Consider the following 13,061-nt stretch of genomic DNA (forward strand, 5'->3'; position numbering starts at 1 on the left):
GGTTTTTGACCATTTCGTGCGGTGAAAAGGGCCGTTTTTCATGCCTCTCGATTCGGATGAATTCATCTAACGCCAAGGTTTATATTTTTCATTTGTCAGTCATTGGCGTCAGCCTGTAATTTTAGTCGTGCAAGAGATAATTAATTTCAGCCTGTCACCGGAGTATTAACGTTAGCCTTTTTCTGCGTAATCGGCCGGCAGGAATATGCGATTGGGAGGTCGCCATGAGAAATCTGTTCATGTTGTTAGTGGGGTTATTTTCATTACCGGCGATGGCGGCGGAGTCGCACGTTTGTCATTCTCAAGCTTATGATTATGCAGAGGTTAGTAAGCTTAGGCTGTCGGATGACACCCTGTTCACTTGCCGCGGCGTGGGGCGCCTGACGATCCCTGAATTAGCGCGTAAAGGATGGAAGGTGATTCATCTGACGCAGCAAACGGAATATACCGACTCCGTCGATAGCGATGGTGAGGTTATTAAGCTTTATCAGGAAATCGTGGTTTATAAAGAATAACGCGACGGTTGCCCGTTATTATTCTCACGGCGGCGAGAACCCTATTATGAATGCGAGAATTGGAATCGACGGCAGGGCTGCCGCCGCGATGGTGATGCTATGCGCCATCTGGGGAATGCAACAGGTGGCCATCAAGGCCGCCGAGCCGGATGTGTCGGCGGTGCTGCAAATCGCCATTCGCTCGGGTCTTGCCGCGCTGGCGGTTTACCTGCTGGCGCGCGGCCGCGGCGAGCGCTTCACCTGGGATCGTGCCACGCTGAGCGCCGGTTTGAGCGTGGGGGCATTGTTCGCGCTGGAGTTCTTTTTTGTCTCCGCAGGGCTGCGTTACACCAGCGCCTCGCATATGGCGGTGTTTTTGTACACCGCGCCGCTGTTTTCCGCCCTTGGCCTGCATTTTCTCCTTCCTCAGGAGCGCCTGTCGCCGGTGCAGTGGCTGGGCATGCTCATCGCCTTTGGCGGCGTGGTGCTGGCCATATCGGGCATGGCTGAGGGAAGCGGCGGAGCCGATCGGCTGAAAGGCGATCTCTACGGCCTGCTGGCGGGGATCGCCTGGGGAGCCTCTACCCTGGTGATCCGCACCACGCGCCTGGCGGAGTGCCCGGCCAAACAGACGCTGCTGTGCCAGTTGACGGGCGCCTGTGTGCTGTTGTCGTTGCCGGCGCTGGCGACGGGAAACCTGCATTTCACCCTGAGCCCGGTGGCCTGGTACAGCCTGGTGTTCCAGACCGTGGTGGTGTCGTTTTTCAGCTACCTGATCTGGTTTTCGCTGCTGCGTCGCTATCAGGCCTCCTCACTGGGCATTCTCACCTTTATGACGCCGGTATTCGGTATCCTGGCGGGGGTCGTTATTCTCGGCGAGCCGTTGCAAATTGAGTTTGTATTGGGGGCCGTGCTGATCGTGCTGGGATTAATCGTGGTGAGTTGTTCTTATCTTATTTATTTTGACCGAAGGGTGGCACCCAAAATATAAATTATGGATGTTGATGTACAGAACTATCAAATAAGCTGCGAAAGCCAATTCATTATTCAGCTGCAAATATCCCGCTATGCCTGGGGCGTGCCGCTGATTACGCTCAGCGATAACGGTGATTTTACTGTGATACGAAGCCGAGGCTGGTCGAGGTTGGCTAATGGGATGCAATTGGAGGTTTATTATTTTGCCAATAATTCCCTGCTTACCTGGGATAAAAACCGCAAATATATCTCTTATTCAAAGGCCGGCCGGCTCTACGCCTGCGCGCTGCATTTTTCTTATTCCCCCAAAATAGAGCGCTAACCCTCTGGCCATCAGACCAGAGGGGCGATTTTCATGATCCACTGTTTAAATGCGAGGATTTTCGGCCACTGCCGCTCGGAGATGGTCGAGGTAAAATAGCAGTGCTCGCAGGGCACGGTCATGTCGGTGAACGGAATGATCAGCTCGCCGCTTTTGATCCAGTCCTGCACCAGATTGAGCCGCCCCATGGCGACGCCAAGGTGCCGCGTGGCGGCCAGCACCGCGAGATCGGAGCGGTCGAACTCCATGCTCTTGCTGTCGGTATCCAGCCCCAGCACAAAGTGTTGCGACCAGGTTTGCCACTCGTCTTCGCCGGAGTTGTAGCGATCGTGCAGCAGCGTGCAGTGGGCCAGGTTTTCCGGCGCATCGTACAGGCTATGTGCGGCGGCATACTGCGGCGTGCAGATCGGCACCATCGATTCCTGCATAAAGGCTTCGTCCAGATGCCGCCCCGAGGGCAGTTTGCCGAAGTACATCGCCAAGTCCACGCCGCGGTTGGCCAGGTTGATGATCTCCTGCCCGGTCAGAATGTTGAGGTGAATGGTGGGGTGCTGGGCGATAAAATCGCCGATGCGCGGCAGCAGCAGGCATTGCACCAGAGAGGGGTGCGAGTAGAGGGTCAACGTCCCTGTCAGCTCGCGATTTTTGATGTCCAGAATTTCCTGATTCAGCGTGTTGAAGGAGCTGTCCAGCGCCCATTGCATGCGCTCGCCCTCCGGCGTCAGGGTAATTCTGCGATGAAAGCGCTGGAATAGCAGAAAACCCAACTCCTTTTCGAGCAAATTAATGCGATGGCTTACGGCGCTGGGGGTGATCGACAATTCTTGCGCCGCCAGCGCAAAAGATAAATGACGGGCGACGCATTCGAAAGTATGCAGCCGGGAAAATTGATAGCTGGTCAGCGGGGTGGCCCGCTGTGAATGTTTTTTACTGGGGAACATGCTATTTCTCCGTGCGCGCAATGCGCCAATATTAACACTTAATGGCATGAGTGATAAACCCAAGTTGATTAATATGTTCAGGTTATATATCAGGGCCCTGTTTACTGATTACCGTCATAGATTTTAAGGATTAAGATGATGAGATAACATGAACCGATAAATGACTTGTCTGCTGGCAGACTGAAATTAGAAATTGACGAGGTCTGACATAAACCTGTTAAAGATAAATGTGACGTAGAAGGAGAAACGGTGAAAAATAAGGCCGTTATTTCTTACGCACGTATCGGTCCAGTAGCGCTGTAGGTATGATGAAAAACTGGCTCGTCCAGTGACGTTCACTGACAGACGAAGGGAAAGCCAGTAGCAAGCCGAAGGGAGGCCATTGTGCAGTTGATTTATTTTATGTCGGAATCGTTGGCGCCGGAGAAATTCGCCCGCATCCTCAATCCCGCCGATGCGCGTTATGAGCTGGAGCGACATTACCTGTTCGGCGGTTCGTCCATGTCGTCAATATCGAGCAGGCACACTATCACGCGCAATACGCAGTCCGGTATTGGCGTATCGAGTTACCGGGAAGATAGCGGCATGAAGCGCGGCGTGTTTGACGAACTAAAACGCGGCAGTTTGCTTGCCGTCGATGCAACTATCGGTGCCTGGAGCCCCGTCAAATATCCGTTTTTCATCAATGCGCAAGGGCGCCTGCAGCGCTATCCCGGTACTGTATTACCGCCGCAGTACCCAGTCGAACGTATAATTCAACGTTATGAAGAGATGATCAGCCGATACGCCGCCAGGCCTAAACCAACTTCCTTGCCCCCGAGACAAAACACCGCTAAAAATCCGCCGCTGATGCAGGCGGTGGCCGCCGCCGTTGGCTCAAGCCTTACCGTCATCAAAGAGGTCGTTCGCCCAATGAGCAAACAGGAGCGTTGGCAGGCGAGAAAATATCTGATTGGTCGGGGGGAGCGAAGTATCTATCCGGATGCGCGGATTGCGGCGCAACGCCTGGCGCAAAATAACGTCGCGGTGGAAAAGGCCAAGCTGGCGCAGAATGTCTATAACACGACCAATCCGTTGGCGGCTACGCCTGGCGTGCCGGAAGGATGGCGGGATGTGAGTAATGACGGCGGTTTTTTGGAAAAATTGGAACTTCGCAGGGACATGCTTTTTGATAATGAGATCGAAGCAAACTTTTTGTCGAGAATTTATGCACCTGATAGAGCCGTGTTTGGCGATGATATGAATCCGACAGTCGTCTTTCGCGGTTCAAGAATGCCTGAGCTCCCTAATGGCAAATTGAATGCGGCGAAGAAGCTATTTATCGATCGTGAACTGCCGGAGATAAAAAATCTGGAAGACTGGACGAATAATTTCAATCAAGGTCGGGGGGCTGACTCTGAATATTATAAAAAGGCTGTTGCTATAGGTAAAAGGTTAGATGGCTCTACAACAAAAATCGATATTTCAGGGCATTCTCTGGGCGGCGGTTTGGCTTCTGCTGCATCCATTGCTAGTGGTAAGCCAGGGTGGACATTTAATGCTGCGGGGTTGAATTCGAGTACCGTGGAAAAATATGGCGGTTCCTTGGTGGGCCGTGAAGATATTATCAACGCCTACCGGGTGAAGGGCGAAGTTTTGACGAGGTTACAGGAAGTCGATCTCAGGCAAGATTTTATCGACGTTAATGGCAACCTTGCGTTATTGGCCGCGAAGGAAAAATTATCGTCGCATTTGCCGGATGCCGTTGGTGTTAAACACACGCTTGATGGCGGTGTGGGCAATATGGGTGACCGACATGGCATCCAACAAGTGATAGACTGTATCGAACAGGAAAAAGACGATGATATCGCCACAATCGGTCACAGGATATAGAAGCTTAATGAGACAAGTTTTTAACGTGTTCGCAGCGCTGTTCATCGCGATTGGATTGATGCTTACAACCGGATGTAAGGAGAAAGGAATGGACTTGCCGCCAGAAGGTTACTTTACAGGTCAACAGCTTGTGTTGGCTAAGGCTATCCGCGATGGGAATATCGGCGACATCAAACGTCTGGCGAAAGAGACGGATCTGAACAGCCCCGGTGAACACGATATGACATTATTGTTTTATGCCCTGGCGACGTCGACTCATGACAATGCCACGCCGGAACGGCTGCAGATTGCGACTGAGTTGGTAAAGGCCGGAGCCGATCCACTGCAACCTCGCCCCAATGGCGGTGCCAGTCCTGCTGAATGGATGGCAAAATTAGACAACGGTATTTGGTTAAAGGCATTGCTTGATGGGGGATTGTCTCCAGATGCTCGGGGCAAGGTAGACGAGTTACCTATCATATTTCAAACGTCAAAAGCCAGTAACTCAGAAACCCTGAAGGTTCTGGTTGCACATGGTGCGAACTTAGAAGCAAGAGATATTCTTGGCCAAACCGTGGTGATGGATGCTTTTAGGTATTCATCATTTGATAATGTTAAGTATCTTCTTAATAACGGCGCTAATCCTAACCCCATAAATAAGAAAGGCGTTTCCTTAGTTGAGATGGTCAGTAAAGAAATAAAAAGCAGCAAAGAAGGCGGGGAGTATAATGACGAATGTCTGACCATCAAAAAAATGATGATCGAACGTGGGGTGAAATGGCCGAGGTCATAATTTTCGGACGCTGTGATAGATAGGGTATGGAAGAAATTTTTCCTGTATTGAAACAAAGGCAAGCCATGGATTTCTATGAATATTGATTGAATAAATCGATAAGGTCGCTCATCTCGCCCGGCTTTATTGCATGGCCGAAAAGAACCGCGCCCGGTGGTGACCCTCCGAGCGCGGCATTCAGGGAAAGACAGTGTGCTGGTCGGCGCGCATCAACGGCGGCGCAGCAGCAGGCCGGCCAACAGGCCAGCGCCGGCAATGAGGGCTAATGCGGCGAGGGGGTTTTTCTTCATCATGCTGCCGGCGCAGCTCAGGGCGTCGCCGTATTTTTCTTGCAGCGCACCCGCTGCATAGCGCGTGGCGCCTTCGGCCTGCAAACGTTCATTTCCGGTGACGTCGCCCGCCATTTCCTGCGCTTTGCCCGCCACTTTTTCCATCATGCCATTGGCTTTTTCGCTGTTCATTATGATGCGCTCCTAAGGTTCGATCCGTTTGGCTTCCGCACAGGGCGAAAGCCTGCATTTGCACCTCCATGTTATGCACTTCACGTTGTGCCTATAAGGGGCGTTTGCATTGGTGCAGATAGTGCATTTGCAGGGCTACTTGCCGTTCCTGGTGGCCGGGCCGCCGGTAAACAGCCCGCGCTCCCTGGCCCAGACGATGGCTTCGCTGCGGCTGTGCACGCCAAGTTTGGAATAGACCGTCGCGACATGATTGCGAATGGTGTTGAGCGCCAGATTGAGACGCGCCGCGATTTTCTTGTCCGGCAACCCCTCGCAAATCAATTCCAGCACATCGCGCTCGCGCGGCGTGAGATCGCTGGCGTTAAATCCGGTCTGATCGGGCCGGTTGATGCTTTTCACGTTGGCCAGTTTTTCAATCAAGGTTTGGCTGAACCAGGAAGCGTCCTGCATCACTTCTTCGATGGCGCTCACCAGTTCCAGCTCCGAGCGTTTGCGTTGGGTAATGTCCATGAGCACCAGCAGGTAGCAGGGCGCATTGTGAATGCTGATGGCATCCGCCGAGGCCACGCAGTCGATCGACTCGCTCCCTTTCTTGCGCACCCGGATGTCCAGCCCTTCGACGTTACCGCTTTTTTCCAGCGCGGCAAACAAACGGCGGTTCGCCTCGGGATCGTCAATAAATTGGATCTCATCGACCGTCTTGCCGATCAAGGCTTCGGCGTCGTACTCGGTGGTGCGGGTGAAGGCTTCGTTGACGTCCAGTACGCGCCGCTCGTGCGCCGTACACAACAACGTCGGCACCGGGCTCAGGCGAAATGCCTTGGCGAATCGCTCTTCACTTTCCCGCAGCGCCGATTCCGCCTGGCGCCGGGGTTCGAGATCGGTAAAAGTGAACAGCATGCAGTCGTCTTCATTGAAGTCCAGCGGTTGACCGGCAACCACCACCAGCTTGCTTCCGCCGCCGGGCAGTTTCAGCTCGGCCTCCATCTGCGGAATGGTCGCGCCTTCCCCCAGGCGCTGAATCGCCAGCTCTTTGTGCTCCGCCTGTTCTAAAACGTCGAGTTCATAAACCGAACGCCCCATGACCTGTTCACGCTGGTAACCGGTCATATCGAGGAACCCCTGATTGACCTTGACGTAACGCAGGTCGCTTAGCCGACAAATGACCGCCGGCGCCGGATTGGCGTTGAAGGTTTTTTCAAAGCGCTGTTCGGCGCTGGCCCACTCCGTCGCGTCGCTCAGGATCAGCGCCAGCAGCTCCGGCTGCCCCTGCGCATCGGTGATAATCAGGCTCCGCAAGCGATGTACCCAGAAACTCTCCGGATCGTCGACCTGCCGAACTTCCACCACCACATCGGTGAAGGTCTCGCCATCGGCCACCCGGTTCAGCGGGTACTGTTCCGGCGCCAGCGGGTGATTGTTGCGATAGCGTAGGGCAAACCGCGCCGCGTACTCGGCGGCATTGGCCCCCAGGGCTTTCTGGTGGCTCACGCCATGCATGGCCAACGCGGCTTCGTTGGCCCAGAGCAGCGTTTGATCGGTATCCGTCAGGATCACGCCGTCGGACAAGCCGGAGATGATTTGCTGCAGGTGGCCGCGGTGGGTTTCGCTGGCCAGGACGGATGGGTTCATGTGCTCTCCGCTAGACAGAAGGGGGAGCGGCCTCTGACGGGGGCCGCGGGTTACGCTACTCGCTGAGCAGCTTAGTGCATAACGTGCGTATTCGCAGGGTGTGAATGCACTAGTCATTCTGGCGCAAATGAACCGGGACGGCCGACGACGCCGCGCGGCAGACTGGATTTGTCTGCGCGGTTATCCGCCGTGCGTGCAATCACTTGTCCAGAAAATATAAGGAACAACGATGACCACTGTCTATGAATCAAATCGCTTTGCGTTTCAGGTGTCATGGGGCTCGATATTGGCCGGGAGTGCCGTGGCGCTGGTGACTTATCTGATCTTCAGCGTGCTGGGTACGGCTGTCGGTGCCCAGGCCGTGGATATGATGCAAAAGGGCAACCCGCTGAGCGGCTTTGGTACCGGCACCGGGATCTGGCTGCTGGTTTCAACGCTGGCCTCGCTGGCCGCCGGCGCGTTCGTCGCCGGCCGCACCGCACCGAATCGCGGCGGCTTGCATGGCCTGCTGAGCTGGGCGATCACCACCTTGCTGACCACCTGGCTGGTGGTTTCATTGGCGAGTGGCGTGGTGGGGCTGGCGGGCAGCGCGGTGGGCAAAGGGCTTTCGCTGGCGGGCAGTGGCCTGGCGGCGGCAGCGCCAAACGTGGGCGAAGGTCTCAAGCAACAGCTGGATAAAAAGGGCATCAGCCTTGACTGGGGAAGCCTGGAAAACCAGTTGGACGCCACGCTCAAGCAGACCGGCAAGCCGGAGCTGGATCCGGTTCGGTTGGAACAGAAGGCCGATAGGGTGACCGCCGACGGCAAGCAATCGGCCATGGACGCGGCGACCGATCCGGCGCGGGCCGCCTCCGAGCTCAAGCAGTGGTTCGACCGCGTCAAACAGTCCGGTGAGCCGACGTTGAGCGCCGCCGACAAGGATGCGTTGGTGAATATCGTTGCGGCGCGCACCGGCAAGAGCCGTGATGAAGCGAGCCAAATCGTCGATAACTACGCTCAGGCTTACCAGCAGGCGGTGCAGAAAGTGGAGAAACTCAAGGCTGAGGCCGAGCAGAAAGCGCGTGAAGCGGCCGATGAAGCGGCTAAACAGCTGTCACGCGCCGCATGGGGCTCGCTGTTGGTGCTGCTGTTGGGCGCCGCGCTGAGCGCCGGCGTGGGGCGGATTGCCGAATCAACCCGCCGCACCCTCGCGGTAAGTTGAGATGAAAAAAAACCTGTCGTGCATCTCGCTGAATTATCGAAAAGTAGCCGGAGCCTCTGCGCCCGTGCTCGTCATCGATTTTTGCAACGAGAACAACGAGCGCTATACCCTGCGCTACAACCTGCCGCCGGATACCCCGGAACGCACCGAGCGGCGGGTGTCTTTGCTGCTGTATCTGTTGCGTAAGCACAGGTCCGCAGAGATCGACAATCTGGCTGATTGATCAGACCGTTAATGAAAAGCCCGGCTTTGTGAGCCGGGCTTTTTGCTGCGCTTGGGCAATAAAGCACGGCGCAAGCAGACAGGGCACTCTTACGAGTAAAGGGGAGGCGGTTCAGCGGGGCACCAGTGGCGATCCAATTGACATGGAGGGAAAATAGGGCATCGAACAGGGGTTGTTGAAACGTCGATTATTCACCGTGCGGGAAAAGATAAAAAAGAAACTCTCAATGACGATCTGCGATTATCGGTCCCGTGGTTAAGGTCTTGCGCTTATCCACCGAATCTTCCTTCGCCACCGTTCATACTTTTTCGTATTCGGCCCAATAGTTTTATCAACCGGCCAAACAATAAAACACGATTTAATTTGTGATGATGAAATTCCTATTCGGTCATGCCCGTGGAGCGTAAAAAACACGTTAAGATAAAATAATTAACATAAAGTGTGATTCACCCTGGCGGGGCAAATGCATCTTTAATGGATGCACTTTGCGTGGCGCATTTTTTATTCACGGATTTTTCGCAAGCTTATTTATATAACATGATCATTTTCAGTTATTTATATGATGACTTTTCCTATGCCGTAAAAATTGCATTGACAGGGTGATTTTTTTAGGATTAATCTTAATGACTTGATTTGAGAGGTTAACGATTTTAATAAAAAGGACACAATCTTTATAAAGGCAGGGAGCGCTCATGGATTATAGAAAGGATATTCTTGTACAGGTCTTGGAGTATATGGAGAAAAATATTATAGAGGGGCTTTCCGTTGATAAGGTTTCCATTATCTCGGGTTACTCTAAATGGCATTTACAGCGGTTATTTAAACATTATTTTGGCATTACGTTAGGGACTTATATCCGGAATAGAAAGCTGAGCCGGTCCGCTGTCCTGCTCAAACAGCATCAAGGTAACATATTGGATGTCGCCCTGGCATCGGGCTTTGCTTCTCAGCAATGCTACACGCGGGCATTCAAACGTTTCTTTGGCGAAACGCCCAACAGCTTTAGAAACAGCCGGGGATGGGATTTCTCCACCCAGATCCCACCGTATGGCAGCGACAATAAACCCTATTTTTATCATACGGTCATGCCGGATGACATCGACATGTTGAAGCAGTACAAGGCATTGATTTTCCACTCCGTCAGGAAGTACAGAGATGCCAGTGACATTACCCAGACGAATGATAAATGGCTAAGTAAAAATGGGAGGGCTTATAGCGTAGAAAAAAGAAAAGGGGGGAGGTCGCATGCCAACGGCAAGGAGCAAGAGGTTTTTCATTCCATATTTAACTTCTATATACCCATGGGGAAATATATTGTCATTCCCTTTATCGGGGAGCTACCTGAGTATATTGCCTTTTTTGAGGGTATCTATGACGCCCATCTGCCGGCTATTAATGTCAAAATGAGGGAGAGCTTTTTCATCGAATTATACAGGCACGAGCATTTAAACAGTAAGATCATCAATGTCGATATACTTATTCCTGTGGCGTAGTGTTGAGGAAAGGAGGCACCATGAGTATAGATAAACCCTCTGGCTCGATTAATAAACACCGCCGCGCGCTCTTTATGCTACCTTTAACGTTGCCTGCCTTTGGCAGAGTGAACGTTAAAGGTTTAGGCAGGCAGGCTATTCAATTAGCGCTGGCATTAATGCTCTTCATGTTTTCAGGAAATGCGATGGCAAATAATCGGGAACAGCATCAAATAGCGTTAGTTGGCACCTGGACCCATATTCCGGATGCGCCCGTGGTGCAGAAACCGGCGCACCCCAGTGAAGGGCTCTATCGTCTGGCGGTTAATGGCGATGGCACGTTAACGCTGCTCGATGCCATTAAAATGAAAAGCCCGTCGTGGATCGCCACATCCCGCGATGGCCGTTTCGCCTATGCCACCAATGAGGAGGACGCGGGAACGGTGACCGCCTTGGCGATAGACCAGGCTGGCAGCCTGCGGGTGCTGAATACGGTGAGCAGCGCGGGTCGGCAGCCGACGCATGCCACCCTCAGCCCGGATGGCAAGTTTCTGTTGGTCGCCAACTACTCTGTCGCCAAAGGCGGCGCGGGGGTGACGGTATTGCCGATTGGCAGCGACGGCAGGCTGGGTGAACGCGTACAGCATTATCCGTTTACGCCCGGTTCCGGCGCCGTGCAGGGGCGCCAGGAAGGCGGGCATGCGCACTCCACTACCTTCAGCCGCGATGGCCAATACCTGTACGCGGCGGATCTCGGGGGCGATAAGCTGCACGCCTACCGCTATCGCTCGGCTAACGCGCAGCCGTTGCAGGCGGATGCTTCGCGCGATGTCGCCTTTGCGCCCGGCGCCGGCCCAAGGCACATGGTGTTCTCGTTGGCAGGCGACTATGCCTATGTCATCACCGAAATGGCGGGCGAGATCGAGGCGTTTGCCGTTAACGACAATCGATTGACGCGGCAAGGAAAAGTGAAACTGAACGGCGGCCTCGATTCGGCGGAGGCGAAAAGCGGTGGGGCCATTATCCTGAGCCCGAGCGGCAGATATCTTATTGCCACCCATCGCGGCACCGATAACCACCTGCTGGTATTAAAAATCGGCAGGGACGGGATGCCGGGCGTGCCGACGCGCTATGAGGCCGGCGGCATTGAGCCGCGTGCGCTCGCTTTCGATGCCGGCGGTAACCATCTCTATGTGACGAATGTATTCACCAATAGCGTGACGCTGTTCGATTTCGATGATGAAAAGGGCGAGTTGCAGGCCAGAGGGCAGGCGGCGACGATTTCAACGCCGACGGATATTAAGTTTTTTAATTAATGCCAATTATAACGCCTGGGGGAAATCGGGTCTGAACAGGGAAAAGGGGGATTGCGGGTACAGATGATGGGGAATGGCTGGATTAGAAAGAATGGTGTCCCCGACTGGAATCGAACCAGTAACTAGCCCTTAGGAGGGGCTTGTTATATCCGTTTAACTACGGGGACGCTGCGGACCGGCAACCGAAGCTGCCGGGGCATTATACCTTTTTTTACCCGCAGAATAAGCGCTTAGCGGCGCGTTTGCTCAATACCTCGCCAGTTCGCGCCGAAATTTCCTCGGCTAACCGACGGCGATCACGGTTTTTCCCCGCCGTGGCGCCGCTTTTCCTCTTGCCGACGCGCGGCCTGGTTTTTGGCGCTCAAATCGTTGCGGATCTGCGCGTGGCTTATCAGCGCAAAGATAAAGGTGCCGCCGATGATGTTGCCCGCCAGCGTCGGCAGGGCGAACGGGTAAATGAATGCTTGCCAGCCAATCGCGCCGTTGAACACCAGATACAGGATCTCGACCGAACCGACCACGATATGGGTCAAATCGCAAATCGCCACCAGGTAGGTCATCAGCACGATCACCCAAATTTTCGCCGCGCCGGCGGCCGGGATCATCCACACCATGGTGGCGATGATCCAGCCGGCCAGGATGCCGTTGGCGAACATCTCTCCCGGCGTATGGCGCATCACCTCTTCGCCCAGACTGATGAAGGCGCCGCGCGTTTCGGCGTCGAACAGCGGCATATGGGTAAACGCCAGCGCCGCCAGCCCGGTGCCGATCAGGTTGCCGAGCAGCACCACGCCCCACAGGCGCAGCAGGATCAGCAGGTTGCGCGGCGTGGGTTTATGCATGATTGGCAATACCGCCGTGACGGTGTTTTCGGTAAACAACTGCTGGCGCGCCATGATGACAATGATGAAACCGAAGGTGTAGCCGAGGTTCTCGATGAAAAAGCGGCTGGGATCGTCCGGCAGGCGGGCGTGGAAAATGCCTTTTGCCGCCAGCGAGGCACCCATCGACAGCCCGGCGGCGATCGCCGACCATAGCAGCGCCAGTCCGTCGCGTTCCAGCTCTTTTTCGCCTTCCATCCGGATCTGCTCATGCACCGCCGCCGCGCGCGACGGCAAATTCTCTTCCCTGACTTCGATTTCGTGCTTGCCCTGTTCCTGTTCTTCGCTCTCTACCTGCATCGTTTCATCCGGCTCGTGATTCTGGCGTTGCTGCTCGCTCATGCTGTCGCTCCTGCTCAATAAGGGTGAGTTCACGTTATTAAGCGTAGTTGCCCGGCCCAAATGCGGCGAAATACAGAAAAAGGTAACAAGAGTTAAAATCCGCCGATTTTTTCCACGCATTCTTGATCCTGCTCGCCATATTGGTCCGTCGGCGCGC

Annotated in this window: 13 protein-coding genes and 1 tRNA gene; 9 read left to right on the plus strand and 5 right to left on the minus strand. The window is 54.3% G+C overall.

The genetic code is table 11. The features are described 5' to 3' along the window. Positions 1 to 224 precede the first annotated feature (224 nt). From ACUTSC_RS11485 to ACUTSC_RS11495, 3 genes are read left to right on the plus strand one after another with little or no spacing between them, the layout of a single operon-like run. Positions 225 to 515: a hypothetical protein gene (locus ACUTSC_RS11485; RefSeq protein WP_197768209.1), complete on the plus strand. Its 291-nt coding sequence runs from the start codon at positions 225 to 227 to the stop codon at positions 513 to 515. A gap of 46 nt (positions 516 to 561) precedes the next feature. Further along, a complete protein-coding gene (locus ACUTSC_RS11490; RefSeq protein WP_197768208.1) occupies positions 562 to 1,485 on the plus strand; it encodes an EamA family transporter in 924 nt (307 codons plus the stop codon). Between the two features lie 3 nt (positions 1,486 to 1,488). Then, positions 1,489 to 1,791, plus strand: coding sequence for a hypothetical protein (locus tag ACUTSC_RS11495; protein WP_084827321.1), 303 nt, complete (start codon positions 1,489 to 1,491; stop codon positions 1,789 to 1,791). 11 nt (positions 1,792 to 1,802) lie between these two features. Here ACUTSC_RS11495 and dsdC read toward each other — a convergent pair whose 3' ends face one another. Continuing rightward, a complete protein-coding gene (gene dsdC, locus ACUTSC_RS11500; protein WP_197768207.1) occupies positions 1,803 to 2,732 on the minus strand; it encodes a DNA-binding transcriptional regulator DsdC in 930 nt (309 codons plus the stop codon). A gap of 384 nt (positions 2,733 to 3,116) precedes the next feature. Between dsdC and ACUTSC_RS11505 the strand changes: the two genes are divergently transcribed. Further along, positions 3,117 to 4,604 (plus strand): phospholipase, encoded by a 1,488-nt coding sequence (locus ACUTSC_RS11505; protein WP_197768206.1) that lies wholly within the window; start codon positions 3,117 to 3,119, stop codon positions 4,602 to 4,604. A gap of 7 nt (positions 4,605 to 4,611) precedes the next feature. After that, entirely contained in the window at positions 4,612 to 5,376 is a 765-nt protein-coding gene (locus ACUTSC_RS11510; protein WP_204275901.1) for an ankyrin repeat domain-containing protein, read from the plus strand. Between the two features lie 209 nt (positions 5,377 to 5,585). Here the strand turns inward: ACUTSC_RS11510 and ACUTSC_RS11515 are convergent, their stop codons facing one another. Next, positions 5,586 to 5,837: a CsbD family protein gene (locus ACUTSC_RS11515; protein ID WP_047730161.1), complete on the minus strand. Its 252-nt coding sequence runs from the start codon at positions 5,835 to 5,837 to the stop codon at positions 5,586 to 5,588. 135 nt (positions 5,838 to 5,972) lie between these two features. Then, positions 5,973 to 7,469, minus strand: coding sequence for a PAS domain S-box protein (locus ACUTSC_RS11520; RefSeq protein WP_445653336.1), 1,497 nt, complete (start codon positions 7,467 to 7,469; stop codon positions 5,973 to 5,975). A 229-nt stretch (positions 7,470 to 7,698) separates the two neighbouring features. Here ACUTSC_RS11520 and ACUTSC_RS11525 point away from each other — a divergent pair, with 229 nt between their 5' ends. The 4 genes from ACUTSC_RS11525 (at position 7,699) to ACUTSC_RS11540 (ending at position 11,681) form a co-directional block, all read left to right on the plus strand. Beyond that, positions 7,699 to 8,670, plus strand: a complete 972-nt coding sequence (locus tag ACUTSC_RS11525; RefSeq protein WP_445653337.1) for a hypothetical protein — start codon at positions 7,699 to 7,701, stop codon at positions 8,668 to 8,670. A gap of 1 nt (position 8,671) precedes the next feature. Further along, positions 8,672 to 8,893, plus strand: a complete 222-nt coding sequence (locus ACUTSC_RS11530) for a hypothetical protein (protein ID WP_004936288.1) — start codon at positions 8,672 to 8,674, stop codon at positions 8,891 to 8,893. 692 nt (positions 8,894 to 9,585) lie between these two features. Next, entirely contained in the window at positions 9,586 to 10,386 is an 801-nt protein-coding gene (locus ACUTSC_RS11535) for a helix-turn-helix domain-containing protein (protein ID WP_445653338.1), read from the plus strand. A 20-nt stretch (positions 10,387 to 10,406) separates the two neighbouring features. Then, positions 10,407 to 11,681, plus strand: a complete 1,275-nt coding sequence (locus ACUTSC_RS11540) for a lactonase family protein (protein ID WP_445653339.1) — start codon at positions 10,407 to 10,409, stop codon at positions 11,679 to 11,681. Between the two features lie 92 nt (positions 11,682 to 11,773). On the opposite strand, the gene ACUTSC_RS11545 is transcribed toward ACUTSC_RS11540, so the two are convergent. Then, positions 11,774 to 11,848, minus strand: a tRNA-Arg gene (locus ACUTSC_RS11545). A gap of 129 nt (positions 11,849 to 11,977) precedes the next feature. Continuing rightward, positions 11,978 to 12,904, minus strand: coding sequence for a formate/nitrite transporter family protein (locus ACUTSC_RS11550; RefSeq protein ID WP_197768202.1), 927 nt, complete (start codon positions 12,902 to 12,904; stop codon positions 11,978 to 11,980). Positions 12,905 to 13,061: the final 157 nt, after the last annotated feature.

This window comes from Serratia sp. TSA_105.2, assembly GCF_052692115.1.